This is a genomic window from Janthinobacterium leeuwenhoeki, assembly GCF_051380795.1.
In the GTDB taxonomy this organism is placed as follows: Bacteria; Pseudomonadota; Gammaproteobacteria; order Burkholderiales; family Burkholderiaceae_D; genus Janthinobacterium.
Window position 1 is genome coordinate 64,220 of sequence record NZ_JBNYXT010000025.1, and the last position, 14,987, is coordinate 79,206.

14 protein-coding genes and 1 tRNA gene are annotated in these 14,987 nt (G+C 62.7%); 10 read left to right on the forward strand and 5 right to left on the reverse strand.

Features of this window, described 5'->3' with window-relative positions:
- Positions 1-23: 23 nt before the first annotated feature.
- The 3 genes from ACQ4WS_RS18355 to ACQ4WS_RS18365 all read right to left on the reverse strand — a co-directional run bounded on the left by ACQ4WS_RS18355 (position 24) and on the right by ACQ4WS_RS18365 (position 2,738).
- A complete protein-coding gene (locus ACQ4WS_RS18355; RefSeq protein ID WP_436478522.1) occupies positions 24-488 on the reverse strand; it encodes a hypothetical protein in 465 nt (154 codons plus the stop codon).
- A gap of 326 nt (positions 489-814) precedes the next feature.
- A complete protein-coding gene (locus tag ACQ4WS_RS18360) occupies positions 815-1,519 on the reverse strand; it encodes a hypothetical protein (protein ID WP_436478523.1) in 705 nt (234 codons plus the stop codon).
- 157 nt (positions 1,520-1,676) lie between these two features.
- Positions 1,677-2,738, reverse strand: coding sequence for an AI-2E family transporter (locus ACQ4WS_RS18365; RefSeq protein WP_436478524.1), 1,062 nt, complete (start codon positions 2,736-2,738; stop codon positions 1,677-1,679).
- A gap of 201 nt (positions 2,739-2,939) precedes the next feature.
- On the opposite strand from ACQ4WS_RS18365, the gene ACQ4WS_RS18370 reads away from it, so the two are divergent.
- Positions 2,940-3,566: a flavin reductase family protein gene (locus ACQ4WS_RS18370; RefSeq protein WP_436478525.1), complete on the forward strand. Its 627-nt coding sequence runs from the start codon at positions 2,940-2,942 to the stop codon at positions 3,564-3,566.
- An 11-nt stretch (positions 3,567-3,577) separates the two neighbouring features.
- Here the strand turns inward: ACQ4WS_RS18370 and ACQ4WS_RS18375 are convergent, their stop codons facing one another.
- Positions 3,578-4,390: a FadR/GntR family transcriptional regulator gene (locus ACQ4WS_RS18375; RefSeq protein WP_436478526.1), complete on the reverse strand. Its 813-nt coding sequence runs from the start codon at positions 4,388-4,390 to the stop codon at positions 3,578-3,580.
- 188 nt (positions 4,391-4,578) lie between these two features.
- Between ACQ4WS_RS18375 and ACQ4WS_RS18380 the strand changes: the two genes are divergently transcribed.
- From ACQ4WS_RS18380 to ACQ4WS_RS18410, 7 genes are read left to right on the forward strand one after another with little or no spacing between them, the layout of a single operon-like run.
- Positions 4,579-5,907: an MFS transporter gene (locus ACQ4WS_RS18380; RefSeq protein ID WP_436478527.1), complete on the forward strand. Its 1,329-nt coding sequence runs from the start codon at positions 4,579-4,581 to the stop codon at positions 5,905-5,907.
- Positions 5,908-5,919: 12 nt separating this feature from the next.
- Positions 5,920-6,819 (forward strand): L-threonate dehydrogenase, encoded by a 900-nt coding sequence (gene ltnD, locus ACQ4WS_RS18385; protein ID WP_436478528.1) that lies wholly within the window; start codon positions 5,920-5,922, stop codon positions 6,817-6,819.
- A gap of 21 nt (positions 6,820-6,840) precedes the next feature.
- The gene (gene otnK / locus ACQ4WS_RS18390; protein WP_436478529.1) at positions 6,841-8,142 is read left to right on the forward strand and encodes a 3-oxo-tetronate kinase; all 1,302 of its coding nucleotides are present in this window, start codon (positions 6,841-6,843) and stop codon (positions 8,140-8,142) included.
- On the forward strand, positions 8,139-8,783 hold the full coding sequence (gene otnC / locus ACQ4WS_RS18395) for a 3-oxo-tetronate 4-phosphate decarboxylase (RefSeq protein ID WP_436478530.1): 645 nt from the start codon (positions 8,139-8,141) through the stop codon (positions 8,781-8,783). Before otnK ends, otnC begins: the two co-directional genes overlap by 4 nt.
- Before the next feature lie 18 nt (positions 8,784-8,801).
- Positions 8,802-9,593 carry a 2-oxo-tetronate isomerase gene (otnI, locus tag ACQ4WS_RS18400; RefSeq protein WP_436478531.1) on the forward strand — a complete coding sequence of 264 codons (792 nt, stop codon included), beginning with the start codon at positions 8,802-8,804 and terminating at the stop codon, positions 9,591-9,593.
- A gap of 11 nt (positions 9,594-9,604) precedes the next feature.
- On the forward strand, positions 9,605-10,582 hold the full coding sequence (denD, locus tag ACQ4WS_RS18405; RefSeq protein ID WP_436478532.1) for a D-erythronate dehydrogenase: 978 nt from the start codon (positions 9,605-9,607) through the stop codon (positions 10,580-10,582).
- A gap of 60 nt (positions 10,583-10,642) precedes the next feature.
- A complete protein-coding gene (locus ACQ4WS_RS18410) occupies positions 10,643-10,963 on the forward strand; it encodes a DUF3224 domain-containing protein (protein WP_436478533.1) in 321 nt (106 codons plus the stop codon).
- A 191-nt stretch (positions 10,964-11,154) separates the two neighbouring features.
- Here ACQ4WS_RS18410 and uvrB read toward each other — a convergent pair whose 3' ends face one another.
- Positions 11,155-13,242 (reverse strand): excinuclease ABC subunit UvrB, encoded by a 2,088-nt coding sequence (uvrB, locus tag ACQ4WS_RS18415; RefSeq protein WP_436478534.1) that lies wholly within the window; start codon positions 13,240-13,242, stop codon positions 11,155-11,157.
- 112 nt (positions 13,243-13,354) lie between these two features.
- Between uvrB and ACQ4WS_RS18420 the strand changes: the two genes are divergently transcribed.
- Both ACQ4WS_RS18420 and ACQ4WS_RS18425 read left to right on the forward strand, forming a co-directional pair.
- Positions 13,355-14,569 (forward strand): amino acid aminotransferase, encoded by a 1,215-nt coding sequence (locus ACQ4WS_RS18420; protein ID WP_436478535.1) that lies wholly within the window; start codon positions 13,355-13,357, stop codon positions 14,567-14,569.
- A 131-nt stretch (positions 14,570-14,700) separates the two neighbouring features.
- Positions 14,701-14,776, forward strand: a tRNA-Asn gene (locus ACQ4WS_RS18425).
- Positions 14,777-14,987: the final 211 nt, after the last annotated feature.

A 14,987-nucleotide genomic window follows, 5' to 3' on the forward strand; every position in this document is an offset into this window, starting at 1 on the left:
GCTTGCGCAGCCCCGGCGTGGTGTTAGGTTGAGACCGAGGCGAGAATTTTCTGGACTGTCTGCGGATACGCGCTATACAGGCCGGTATTGGGCACATGCTGCGCGGCGTCGTTGGCGGTGATGAAGGCTTCAAAAGCGGCCACATGGTTGGCAACGGGGATCAGCGCCTTGCCGCCCACGACAAACTGCAGCAATGCGTCGAATACCTCGCCCAGCTGGTCCACGAAATCTTCGATGTAGTCGTTGAAGCTGCCGTCATACTCGGTGATGACGCCGATGATCAGGGTATTGGAGGCACCCGCCGAGTTAATGTTGGGCAGCAGATTGGCCTGGGAGCGGTCAAGCAGCGTGAAGCGGGCAAAGTGCACGGTACCGATATCGGTGAGGGCGGCATTGATCTTCGTCTGGTATTCCTGCAATGCTGCGGCGATGGAGATCGGATTGGTGCCGGGTAGCACCGGCATCATTAAGCACAGTGGATTTGCCATGGGAGGCTCCTCATTACGTGGTTGTCGGGAGGACCGACACTACGCCGCGGCGCCCACTGCGTCAAAAACTATATTTTCGAACTTGTTGCTAAATGCACACTATTTCAACATGATAGTCGATATGAAATGCGGTCTCATGAGGATAGTTGCCGAGGCTGGCCGGCGCCGGCGGACACTCTGCCGCCGGGCTGTTCCAGCCTGTTTCGGGAGGCGCAAGGGGTGCCATTGGCGGCGCCGGATTCTGGAGGGATTATTTCTGCAAGATGGGACGGCTGCCAGGCTGCCATGCACCGCTGCACCGAGGAGACGCGCTGCATCGCCCGCTGTTAAAACCGTATGGGACAAGGCGCCGCGGTCCCCTCGCCAAAACCGGCATAGCCGGACCTGGCGCTGAGGTTCAAGGTCATGTTGCCTTTGTCCGGTAAATAGATGCAGTATTCGCCCGTCGCCGTGATGACGCGGTAGATGCGCTTCGGGTCGTTTGGCGCGCTGAACAGCTCGATGCGGGCCGCTTCGAACCACTTTGGCTTGACCGCCGCGTGCGCTTCCGCAAACCCCTTTGCCAGGCGCGTCTGCACCGTATCGGGCGGCGCCACGAATTCCTGTGGATGCTCGGCGCGCAGTTGGCGGTCGATGGCGCCGGCGGCCTGCAGCGCCTGTTGCGCCAGGGTGAGGGGGCTGGCCCTGGGGGCGGCAGGCAGCGGGTCTGCTGGCGGGGCATCGTCAGGCGGGCTGTCTTGCGTCGATGCCTGCGGCGCCGATGCGGTCGTGTCGGCGGGGACGGTTCGGATTGCTGGCGGACGTGTCGGCGCCGGATCGGGCTGGGCGGTTGGAATGAACCTTGCCATTGGCGGCAGTGGCGGCATCAGTTGCAGCCAGACCCGATCATCGTGCTCGATTCTTGTGTGGACTGGCCGCGTGGCCGCCCAGAGCAGCGCCAGATGCAGCAGGATAATGGCGGCGACGTACGGGCCATGGGCACGCTGGCCGAGAGAAAAATCCTGCTCCTGTCGTGCAAGGTTGATACGCATCGGTGTCACGCCTGTCGTGATGAAGGTGGCACCAGTATGCAAATTTGCAACAGTGCTGTAAACAGGTTTCGGGCAGAACGCGGATTGTGCTCCCCTGGGTACTGGAAAATGCGCCTGGCGATGATCTTCTCAAGCCGTCATGCCAGGCAGCGACGCCTCAATCCTCGGCCTGGAATTCGCTGGCCGAGACGAACAGATCCCACGAAGCGATGAACAGGGCCGCCACCACGGGGCCGATGACGAAGCCATTCAGGCCAAACAGGGCCATGCCGCCCACGGTCGACAGCAGTACCACGTAGTCGGGCATCTTGGTGTCCTTGCCGACCAGGATGGGACGCAGTACGTTGTCGACCAGGCCGATGACGAAGACGCCGAAGGCGGCCAGGCCTGCGCCTTGCCAGATGGCGCCCGTGGCCAGGAAGTAGACGGCCACGGGCGCCCAGACGAGGGCGGCGCCGACGGCCGGTAGCAGCGACAGGAAGGCCATCAGCACTGCCCACAGCAGGGGTGCGGGTACATCCAGGAACCAGAACGCCAGGCCGCCGAGGGCGCCCTGGGCAATCGCCACGAGGATGTTGCCTTTCACGGTGGCGCGGATCACCGTGGTGAAATTGGTGAACAGGCGCTGCTTGTACTTGCGGCTCAGCGGCACGGCGCCCTTGATGCGGGCCGACAGGGTGGAGCCATCGCGCATGAGGAAAAACAGCAGGTACAGCATGATGCACAGGCTGGTGAGGAATTCGAAGGTGTACAGGCCCACATTGATGGCTTTCACCGCCACCACCTGGCTCAGCTGCGTGGCGCCCTCGGCCAGCTTGTCCTGCAGGCTGGCCAGGCTGGACAAGTGGAAGCGGTCGAGCAAATTGATCAGCCATTGCGGCAGCACTGCCATGATTTTATTGAAGAACATGCCGACCGTGATTTCCCCCGAACGTACCATTTCCACCACGCTGGCCGCCTGGTTCACCAGCGACACGGAAATGAGCGACAGCGGCAGGATCACGATGATGATGATAAGCAGCAAGGTCAGCAGCGACGCCAGACCGGCGCGGCCCTTCGTTTTCCGCAGCAGCCAGCGGTACACGGGCGCGAACAGGATCGCCAGGACGACGCCCCAGAAGATGGCGCCCGCATACGGCGCCAGTATCCAGCCGAAGCCGATGGTGACGATGCTCAGGAGGAGCAGGAACACTTTCTGGTGCAGCGTGAGGGTATGCATGGGCGGTAGCGCAATGATAATGGTTGAGTTGTGCCATCATAAGCGAGGCCAAGGGCCGTGTGCTACACAATTGTGGCGCTGCGTGCGCGAGCGCACCTGGCGCCGGCGGGCTGGCAACGCGGTGGCGGCAATTTCAGTAAGCTGTCGTACCAGGCGCTCCACCCCGGGCGCCATTGACTTCTTTTGACTTCAGGAACGCGCGTGCTTGACTCCACTCACTTTTATGAACCTGCACAGGGCCATGGCCTGCCGCATGATCCCTTTAACGCGATTGTCGGACCACGGCCGATCGGCTGGATCGCCACGCGCAGCAGCGCAGGCGTGCTGAACCTGGCGCCCTACAGTTTTTTCAACGCCTTCAATTACACGCCGCCGCTGATCGGGTTTTCCAGCATCGGCCGCAAGGACACCTTGCGCAATATCGAACAGACGGGCGAATTCGTTTGGAACCTGGCGACGCGTCCGCTGGCCGAGGCGATGAACCTCAGCTGTGCGCCGGCGCCGCCCGAAGTTGACGAATTTGCGCTGGCCGGCCTGACGCCAGCCGCCTCGCGCATCGTCAATGTGCCGCGCGTGGCCGAGAGTCCAGTATCCTTCGAATGCCGGCGCACGCAGATCATCGAGCTGCAAGGATTGAGCGGGGAGGGTGTCGGCAGCTGGCTGGTGCTCGGTGAAGTGGTGGGCGTGCATATCGCGCACCAGCTGCTCAAGGACGGCGTCTACGACACGGCGGCTGCTGCGCCGATATTGCGGGGCGGCGGACCGGCCGATTATTTTGAGATCGGACCGGACAGCCTGTTCCACATGCGCCGGCCAAGCTATCCCTGAACGGACGCAGGCTATTTCTGCATGATGGGATCGCGTCCCAGGGTGCGCGCCAGGGCGCCGCCGTCGCCGCGCCAGAATTCGCGGTCGGCCAGGCGTACGCGTTCGGCCGCATGCTGCATGTGTTCCATGGCCGCCTGGCGCGCCCGCTGCGGGTCGCCGGCGGCGATCGCCTGCACGATCTTTTCATGTTCGCGCCGCACTTCGATGGAAAAGTCCGTGCGCCGCGCTTCATTGGCGCGCGTCACCTTGACGGCAGAGCGGATCGGGTCGGCGAACATGGCGACGAATTTCGGCCAATAAGGATTGCCCGTCGCTTCTGCGATGCACAGGTGCAAGCGCACGTCTTCTTCCACGCCGTCGACGCCGGCAGCCACGGCTTCCTCGATACGCCGCAGCGCATGTTCGATGTCGGCCAGCTGGCCCGGCGTGCGTCGCACGGCAGCCAGCGCGGCGATCTCCGCTTCCAGTCCCTGCCGCACCTCGATCAGGTTCAGCAGCGATTGCACCGACTGCTCCGTCAGCTCGTCGCCCCGTTCGCCCGGCTTCGCGCCATCCTGCGCGCACACGAATGTGCCGCTGCCCTTGCGCGTGGCGACGATGCCCTCAGCCTGCAGCAGGGCGATGGCTTCGCGCAGCACCGTGCGGCTGACGCCGAAGTGCGTCGCCATGGCTTGCTCTGATGGCAAACGCGTGCCGCTGGCCAAGCCATCGTTGTGGAGCTGCTGTCGCAGTCGTGCCGCCACCCGTGCGCCCAGGGTGCCAGTGGTGAAACTGCCCGCGGCGGGCTCCGGCGGGGGAAGGGTAAAGCTGAACGTGCGGTCCATCGGGTGCATCCTTGTGCTAGCGGTTCTTATTGGGCTTGCCTGCTTGCCATTATATGGAATATACAGCTTGACACACACAAAACACACACATAATATACATCCATACAAATTTTAGACAAGTTGCCAGCCACTTCCAGTGGACCATAAAAACCCGGCACGGTCGATACCTCAGTGATCAGGAGACAAGCATGGAAGTATCACAAGCATTGCCCGGGCAGCTGGCCGGCGCCGCCGCAAGCCAGAAAACCATCGACGACGCCGTCTACCGCAAGGTGACCTGGCGCATCATTCCCTTCCTCATGCTGTGCTACATCGTCGCTTATCTCGACCGTGTCAACGTGGGTTTCGCCAAGCTGCAAATGCTGGCCGATCTGCAGTTTTCCGAAACCGTGTACGGTCTGGGCGCGGGCGTGTTCTTCCTTGGTTACTTCCTGTTCGAAGTGCCCAGCAACGTGATGCTGCACAAGATCGGCGCGCGCGTGTGGATCGCCCGCATCATGATTACCTGGGCCATCATCTCGGGCGCCTTCATGTTCGTCACCACGCCGACCCAGTTCTACGTCATGCGCTTCCTGCTCGGCATCGCCGAGGCGGGCTTCTTCCCCGGCATCATCCTGTATCTGACCTACTGGTATCCGTCCGAGCGCCGCGCGCGCATGGTGTGCACCTTCATGGCCGCCATTCCCGTGGCGGGCCTGATTGGCGGCCCCTTGTCGGGCTGGATCATGGAAACCTTCGCCGGCTGGCATGGTTATGCGGGCTGGCAGTGGATGTTCGTGCTTGAAGCGATTCCCGCCGCGCTGATGGGCGTGGCCGTGTTGCTGTACCTCGATAACAGCATCCGCGCCGCGAAGTGGCTGACGGAAGACGAAAAAGTCATCCTCGAGCAGCGCATCGCCACGGAAGCGCAGGGCAAGGTTACGCACCCGTCGATCCGCGCCATGTTCGCCGATCCGCGCATCTGGGTCATGGCCCTGATTTATTTCTGCTGCGTGATGGGCCAGTATTCGCTGACCTTCTGGCTGCCCAGCCTGATCAAGGCGGCCGGCGTGAAGGGCGTGCTCAATATCGGCCTGTTCACCGCGATTCCATATTCGGTAGCCGTGGCGTCCATGATCCTGCTGGGCCGCAGCTCGGACAAGTACCGCGAACGGCGCTGGCACATGGCCATCCCGCTGGTCGTGGGCGCTGCCGCCATCGTCTGCAGCGCGCTGGCCGGCGCCCACAACACGGGCTGGGCCATCTTCTTCCTGACGATCGCCGCTGGCGGCATCCTGGCTGCCTCGCCCATGTTCTGGAGCTTGCCGACGGCCTTCCTCGGTGGCGTCTCGGCCGCCGCCGGCATCGCCGCCATCAACTCGGTGGGCAACCTGGCCGGCTTCGCGGCGCCGTACATGATCGGTTCCATCAAGGACCTGACGCAATCGACCGACATCGCCATCTACCTGCTGGCCGGCATCCTGGTGTTTGGCGCCTTCATCATCATGCGGGTGCCGGCCAAGCTCGTCAATAAATAAATGGAGTAAACAATGACTGCAACAATCGAAAAAGTGGGCGTGATCGGCCTGGGTGCCATGGGCATGGGTATTGCGCAATCCCTGCTGCGTGCGGGCTTCGAAGTGCATGCCTGCGACGTGCGGCCCGAGACCGTGCAAACGCTGGCGGACCTGGGCGCCCATGCGGCGCAATCGCCAGCCGCGCTGGCGGCGCAGGTGCAAGCCTTGCTGATCGTCGTCGTCAATGCGCAGCAGACGGAAGCCGTGCTGTTTGGCGAGCAGGGCGCGGCCAGCGCCCTGGCACCGGGCAGCGTGGTCATCGCCTGCGCCACCGTGGCGCCGGAGTTTGCCGAAGCCCTCGGCGCGCGTCTGGCGGCCATGGGCCTGCGCTTCATCGACGCGCCCATTTCCGGCGGCGCTGCCAAGGCGGCTGCCGGCGAGATGTCGGTGATGGCGGCCGGCGCACCCGACGCGTTTGACGCCTGTTCCGGCATTTTTGACGCCATTTGCGCCAGGCTGTACCGCCTGGGTGAACAGCCGGGGCAAGGCTCGAAAGTCAAGATGATCAACCAGCTGCTGGCCGGCGTGCACATCGCCGCCGCCGCTGAAGCGATGGCGCTGGGCTTGCGCGCCGGCTGCGATCCGGATGCCCTGTACGAAGTCATTTCGAACAGTGCCGGCAGTTCCTGGATGTTCCAGAACCGCGTGCCGCACATTTTGAAGGGCGATTACACGCCCCTGTCGGCCGTGAATATTTTTGTGAAAGACCTGGGCATCGTCCTCGATTACGCGAAAAAAAGCGTCTTTCCGCTGCCCCTGTCCGCCACGGCGCACCAGATGTTCATGCAGGCGTCGGCGGCCGGTTTTGGGGGTGAGGACGACGCCGCCGTCATCAAGCTTTTCCCTGGAATTACATTGCCAGCGAAAGCGTAACTGAATCAAGAAGGAACCATCATGACTGTATTACTGGGATGTATCGCCGACGACTTCACGGGTGGCACCGACCTGGCCGGCATGCTGGTCAAGGCCGGCATGCGCACGGTGCAGTTGATCGGCGTGCCGCAAGGGCCGCCGCCGGCCGATGTCGACGCCGTCGTCATCGCCCTCAAGTCGCGCACGAATGCACCTGAAGACGCGGCGGCCGAATCGCTGGCCGCGCTGGCCTGGCTGCAGCAGGCCGGATGCCGCCAGTTCTACTTCAAGTACTGCTCTACGTTCGACTCTACGCCGCGCGGCAATATTGGTCCCGTGGCCGAGGCGCTGATGCAGGCGCTCGACATCGACTTCACGATTGCCTGCCCCGCGTTCCCCGCAAATGGCCGCACCATCTACAAGGGCAACCTGTTTGTCGGCGACCTGCCGCTGGCCGAGTCAGGCATGCGCAACCATCCCTTGACGCCAATGACGGATTCGAACCTGGTGCGCGTGCTGCAGCAGCAGGTGCAAGCCAAGGTCGGCCTGGCCGATTTTTCCGTGGTGGAGAAGGGCGCAGCCGCCATCGCCCAGCGCTTTGCGGACTTGCGCGGCCAGGGTTGCCATTTCGCCGTCGTCGATGCCGTGTCGAACCGCGACCTGGAAGCTATCGGCGCCGCTTGCGCCGACTTGAAACTGATTACGGGCGGTTCCGGCATCGCACTGGGACTGCCGCAAAATTTCCGCCAGCGTGGCCAGTTGTCGCCATCGCATGCGGGGCAGGCGGGACGCTTGCCGCCAGCCTCCGGATTTCGCGCCGTGATTTCTGGCAGCTGCTCGGTGGCCACGCAGCAGCAGGTGGCGCACCTGCGCGAACTGGCCCCATCGTTCCACGTCGATCCACTGCAGCTTGCCGCGGGCGGTGAGGTGGTGGACGCCGTGGTGGAGCAGGCACTGGAATGGGCAGGCGCGCATCTGGCGCAAGGCCCTGTCCTGATTTATGCCACGGCCACGCCGGACGCCGTGCGCGCCGTACAGGCGCAGCTGGGCGTGGAGCGTGCCGGCGCCCTCGTCGAGGAAACCCTGGCCGCCATCGCGCAAGGGCTGATACGCCTTGGCGTGGGCCAGCTGATCGTGGCCGGCGGCGAAACCTCGGGCGCTGTCGTCAAGGCCTTGGGCGTGGCGGGATTGCGCATCGGCCCCGAGATCGACCCCGGCGTGCCCTGGACGCAAGCCTTGGCTGCGCCGGGCGACGATGGCAGGGCACCTTTGGCGCTGGCCCTCAAGTCCGGCAATTTCGGCACGGTCGATTTCTTCAGCAAGGCCTGGCAGGTGCTGGCATGAGCACCACCGAATCGCGCCAGCGCGAACTGATCGTCGACTTTGGCAAGTCGCTGTTCGAACGGGGCTTGACGGCGGGCAGCAGCGGCAACCTGAGTGTGCGCCTGTCCGATGGCTGGCTGCTCACGCCCACGAATGCCAGCCTGGGACGGCTCGATCCCGCGCAATTGTCCAAGCTCGATTGGGACGGCAACTTGATCAGCGGTGCGCCGCCCTCGAAGGAAGCGTTTTTGCACCGCGCCATGTACGAAGAACGGGGCAGCGCCGGCGCCATCGTGCACTTGCATTCGACGCATTCGGCGGCCGTGTCGTGCATGTGTGGCTTGAACCATGACGATTGCATCCCGCCGCTCACGCCATACTTTGTGATGAAGGTGGGGCGTTTGCCGCTGGTGCCTTACCACCGTCCGGGCGACCCGGCGCTGGCGGGGGCGATTGGCGCCATGGCGCGCAAGCACACGGCCGTGCTGCTGGCCAATCACGGCCCCGTGGTCTCGGGCACCAGCCTGGAAGCGGCCGTATATGCGGCCGAAGAACTGGAAGAGACGGCCAAACTGTTCCTGCTGCTGCGCGACGTGCCCACGCGCCCGCTTGACGCGGCGCAGATCGCGGACCTGAAGCACACCTTCAAACTCGAACTATAAGAAATCCAGGAGATACGCATGCCCCGCTTTGCCGCCAATCTGACCATGATGTTCAATGAAGTGCCTTTCCCGCAGCGCTTTGCCGCCGCCGCGCAAGCGGGCTTCCAGGGCGTCGAATTTCTGTTTCCTTACGACTATGCACCGCAGGAGGTAGCTGGCTGGCTGCGCGAGCATGGCTTGCAGAACGTGCTGTTCAACCTGCCGCCGGGCGACTGGGCGGCCGGCGAGCGGGGCATCGCCTCGCTGCCGGGCCGCGAAGCGGAATTTCGCGCTGGCGTGGCGCGTGGCATCGAGTATGCGCTGGCACTGGGCACGCCCCGCGTGCACATGATGGCGGGTCTGCTGCCCGTCGGCGCCGATATTGAGATCCACCGCGCCACCTACCTGGCCAATTTGAAGTACGCAGCCAAGGCCGTGGGCGAGCATGGCATCGAACTCTTGATCGAACCGATCAACGGGCGCGACATGCCCGCCTACTTCCTCGTCACGCAGGCGCAGGGCCATGCGCTGCGCCTGGAGTCGGGCGCATCCAACGTCAAGGTGCAGATGGATTTTTACCACACGCAGATCGTCGAGGGCGATATCGCCATGACGTTCAAGAACAATGTCGAGGGCATCGGCCATGTGCAGATCGCCAGCGTCCCGGCGCGCAACGAACCTGATGATGGCGAAGTCAATTACCCGTTTTTGTACACCCTGCTCGACGAGCTGGGCTATGACGGCTGGATCGGCTGCGAATACCGTCCGCGTGGGCGCACCGAGGATGGCCTGGGCTGGCTCGCGCCCTACTTGAATAATTCGAACAAATAAGGAGATATCACATGAGAGTATTGATCACTGGCGGCGCAGGTTTCCTCGGGCAGCGCCTGGCGCGCCAGTTGCTGGCCCAGGGCCAGCTGACGGACAGCCACGGCCAACTGCAGACCATCAGCGAACTGGTGCTGGTCGACGTGGTGGCAGCGCATGACTTCAATGATGTGCGCGTGAAAGTGGTCACGGGCGATATCGCTGACGGTGCCCTGATGCGCGCCACCATCGATGCGCGGACCACTTCGATCTTCCATCTTGCCGCCATCGTCAGTGGTCAGGCGGAAGCCGATTTTGAGCTGGGCATGCGCATCAACCTCGATGCCTCGCGTTTGCTGCTCGATATCTGCCGCGAACTGGGGCACAAACCGAAGGTGGTATTTACCAGTTCCGTCGCCGTGTATGGCGGCAAGCTGCCGGACGTGGTGCAAGATACGACGGCCCTGAATCCCCAGTCGTCGTATGGCGCGCAAAAGGCCATCGGCGAATTACTGCTCAACGATTACAGCCGCCGCGGCTTTGTCGATGGCCGCGTGCTGCGCCTGCCGACCATCAGCGTGCGTCCCGGCAAGCCGAACAAGGCGGCGTCGTCGTTCGCCAGCGGCATCATCCGCGAACCGTTGAACGGCGAGGCGGCCGTCTGCCCCGTGGCTACCGATTTGCGTCTGTGGCTGCTGTCGCCGCGCGGTGCCATCGCCTCCCTGATCGCAGGGCACGAGCTGGCAGGCGAGGCGTTCGGCGCCAGCCGCACGGTGAACTTGCCTGGGCTGTCGGTCAGCGTGGGCGAAATGATCGCGGCACTTGAAGACGTGGCCGGCAGCGACGTGACGGCCCGTATCAGCTACGCGCCCGATCCCGCCGTCGAGCGCATCGTCAAGAGCTGGCCCGGCGCCTGGGACACGGCCCGCGCCGCAGCGCTGGGTTTGACGGCGGACGCCGATTTCGCCAGCATCATCCGCGCCTACATGGACGACGTCAAGGAGGCCAGCTAGGATTGATCGGAAGGGAATCATGAAATCACACTGTTGGTCGGGCTTGATGCTGGCCGCATATTGTCTATTATCGGTAGCGCCAGCCGGTGCCGCAACGCGGGGGGGCGCACGACCTTGGGAAGGGGGCTGCTTGACAAGGTGTATGCGGGCGACCTTGTCGCCACTGCCACGGGGCAGATGCTCAATGGCGTGACCGACACCAAAGGCGCGGCCGGCTATGTCGCGATGGAAGCCATCACGGGCGTCCTGCAGGGAAAAGAGGGCAGTTTCGTGGCCCAGCATTTCGGCACGGGGCAATTGACGGGCATCAGCGGCACCCTGGCCATCCGCATTGAAAACGGCCAGAATGTCTACGACATCGATTATTCGCTGCCGGCGTAGGGCAAACCCATGGGCAGCAATCCTGTACTCGCTGATACGGTCAAGCCACAGCCCAGGACTTCGTGCCGAGCGGCTTTTCAAGTAGGTCGGATTAGCGGCAAGGCCGCGTAATCCGACACCACCACCAGCGCCAACAATGTTGTCGGATTACGGCCCGCAGGGCCTAATCCGACCTACGCATGGCGTGGTATTCATTTTCCCAGGATCGACGCCACATTGTCGGTCCCGGGCGCGCCGAACAGCTGCTGCTTGAGGACGTGCAGCTGGTCGCGCACTTGCGCCGCCTTTTCGAACTCCAGGTTCTTGGCGTGGTCGAGCATCAGTTTTTCCAGGCGCTTGATTTCCTTGCTGATCTGTTTCTCGCTCATGGCTTCGAACTTGGCCGCTTCCTGCGCCACTTGCAGGGTTTCGCGTGCTTCCTGCGGGCTGTAGACGCCGTCGATCATTTCGCGGATCGACTTTTTGACGCCGATCGGCACGATGTTGTTGGCTGTGTTGAAGGTGATCTGCTTGTTGCGGCGGCGCTCCGTCTCGTCGATGGCGCGGCGCATGGAGTCCGTGATGCGGTCGCCGTACAAGATCGCCGTGCCGTTCAGGTTGCGCGCGGCGCGCCCGATGGTCTGGATCAGGCTGCGCTCGGAGCGCAAAAAGCCTTCCTTGTCCGCGTCGAGGATGGCCACCAGCGACACTTCCGGCAAGTCCAGGCCTTCGCGCAGCAGGTTGATCCCCACCAGCACGTCGAAGGTGCCCAGGCGCAGGTCGCGCAGGATTTCCACGCGCTCCACCGTTTCGATGTCGCTGTGCAGATAGCGCACCTTGATGCCATGATCGCCCAGGTATTCCGTCAATTGCTCCGACATGCGCTTGGTCAGCGTCGTCACCAGCACGCGCTCGTCCTTCTTGATGCGTTCGACGATTTCCGACATCAGGTCGTCCACCTGGCTGCTGGCGGGGCGCACGATGATTTGCGGGTCGACCAGGCCCGTGGGGCGGACCACCTGCTCGACCACCTGGTCCGAATGGGTCTTTTCGTAGTCGCCCGGGGTGGCCGAGACGAATACCGTCTGGCGCATCTTCTGTTCGAATTCCTCGAATTTCAAAGGCCGGTTGTCGAGCGCCGACGGCAGGCGGAAGCCATAGTCGACCAGATTCGTCTTGCGCGAGCGGTCGCCGTTGTACATGGCGCTCAGCTGTCCCGTCAGCACGTGCGACTCGTCGAGGAACATCAGGGCGTCAGGCGGCAGGTAATCGACCAGGGTCGGCGGCGGCTCGCCCGGCAGCGCGCCGGACAGGTGGCGCGAGTAGTTTTCGATGCCCTTGGTGAAACCGATTTCCGCCATCATTTCCAGGTCGAAGCGCGTGCGCTGCTCGATCCGCTGCTCCTCGATCAGTTTATTCTCCTTGCGGAAGAATTCGAGGCGCTCGCGCAGCTCGTCCTTGATGGTCTCGACGGCGCGCAGCACGGTGGAGCGGGGCGTCACGTAGTGCGAGCCCGGGTACACGGTGAAGCGGGGGATTTTCTGGCGCACGCGGCCCGTCAGCGGGTCGAACAACTGGATCGATTCGATCTCGTCGTCGAACATTTCCAGGCGCACGGCCAGTTCCGCGTGCTCGGCGGGGAAGATGTCGATGGTATCGCCGCGCACGCGGAAGGTGCCGCGGCCGAAATCGACCTCGTTGCGCGTGTACTGCATCTGGATCAGGCGCGCGATGACGTCGCGCTGGGCGACCCTGTCTTTGACGCGCAAGGTCAGTATCATCTGGTGGTATTCGTTCGGGTTACCGATACCGTAGATGGCCGAGACGGTGGCGACGATGATGACGTCGCGCCGTTCCATCAGCGACTTGGTGCACGACAAACGCATCTGCTCGATATGCTCGTTGATCGACGAGTCCTTTTCGATGAACAGGTCGCGCTGCGGCACGTAGGCTTCCGGCTGGTAGTAATCGTAGTAGCTGACGAAGTATTCGACCGCGTTTTGCGGGAAAAAGTCGCGAAACTCGCTGTACAGCTGCGCCGCCAGGGTCTTGTTCGGCGCGAAGACGATGGCGGGCCGGCCCATGCGCGCGATGACGTTGGCCATGGTGTAAGTCTTGCCGGAACCGGTCACGCCCAGCAAGGTCTGGAAGGCCAGTCCGTCGGCAATGCCCTCGGATAACTGGGCGATCGCCGCCGGCTGATCGCCGGCCGGAGGGAAGGGCTGGTGCAGCTTGAAGGGGGAGTCCGGGAAAGAGATAATTGCGCTTTCCGCCTCGCTGGCGGTAGATAATTCGGGCATGTGAATCAGACCTTTGTTAGAATAGTGCTCTGCTGGCGGCCCTGGCGTTGTATTTTGGGGCGCTGTCTACAACTCCGCTGTGAACCTGCTTCCAATCGAATCCAATCTTATCATGACGAACCCAACTGTTTCTGCCAGTCTGTTTAGCGCCATCGAGATGGCCCCACGCGACCCGATCCTGGGCATCACCGAAGCATTTAACGCGGACCAGAATCCCGCCAAAATCAATCTGGGCGTTGGCGTCTATTATGACGACAACGGCAAAGTGCCGCTGTTAGCTTGCGTACGCAAGGCAGAAGCCATCCTGATCGAACAGGCATCGCCACGCACCTATCTGCCTATCGAAGGCCTGGCCGCCTACGACAAGGCGGTGCAAGAACTCGTATTTGGTGTCGATAGCGCCGTTATTCAAGAGCGCCGCGCCGTCACCGTGCAAGCCATCGGCGGCACGGGCGCACTCAAGATCGGTGCCGACTTCCTGCAGCGCTTCGCGCCGGGTGCCCAGGTCTACATCAGCGACCCGAGCTGGGAAAACCACCGCGCGCTGTTTGAAAGCGCCGGTTTCGTCGTGAATAACTACGCGTACTACGATGCCGCCACCCATGGCGTGAACTTCGACGGCATGCTGGCCAGCCTGAACGCCATGCCAGCCGGCTCCATCGTCGTGCTGCACGCCTGCTGCCATAACCCGACCGGCGCCGACCTGAGCGTGGCCCAGTGGGATCAGATCATCGCCGTCGTTACCTCGCGCGGCCTGGTGCCGTTCCTGGACATGGCTTACCAGGGCTTCGCCAACGGCATCGCCGAAGATGGCGCCGTGGTGCGCCGCTTTGCGGACGCGGGTGGCCCGTTGCTGGTGTCGAACTCGTTCTCGAAATCGTTCTCGCTGTACGGCGAGCGCGTGGGCGCCCTGAGCGTCGTCGCTGCGAGCGCCGATGAAGCGGCCCGTCTGCTGTCGCAATTGAAGCGCGTCGTGCGTACCAACTACTCGAACCCGCCTACGCATGGCGGCAAGGTGGTGGCTACCGTCCTGGCCACGCCGGAACTGCGTCAGCTGTGGGAAGAGGAACTGGCCGGCATGCGCGTGCGCATCCGTGAAATGCGTAATGCCTTCGTGGAAAAGCTGAAAGCCAAGGCGCCAGCGCACGACTTCGAATTCGTGCGCCAGCAGATCGGCATGTTCTCGTACTCGGGCCTGACCAAGGAACAAGTGGCATCGTTGCGCGAGCAATCGATCTACGCCGTCGACACGGGCCGTATCTGCGTGGCAGCATTGAATTCGCGCAATATCGACATCGTTATTGACGCGATCGCCAAAGTGCTTTAAGATCTTGCTTCTTCGGCGTTGCATGCAAGTGCGGCGCTGATGGCAGTAGAAAGTCGGCACTGGCCGTGTTTGTGTGGATGCAGTAGCAGTCTTGCAAATATGGATAAGGCGACATATAATATTGCCTCTTTTCCCTGATAGCTCAGTTGGTAGAGCGACGGACTGTTAATCCGCAGGTCCCTGGTTCGAGTCCAGGTCGGGGAGCCAGAATTCGGAAGGCCACGTTGAAAAACGTGGCCTTTTTTGTTATTGCGCCGCCGGCGTGGGCGTCTGGGCTCGATAAGATTTTCCCTGTGGAAATCTGTCAACGCTAAATAGAAATGTCCCCTTTTGTCCCAAGTAGAAATGTCCCCCGGGTTCAGCGAAACGGAGGGATTTTTTCGCATTCAGAACCTTGCCTGAGGTGGCTTCCCCGTGG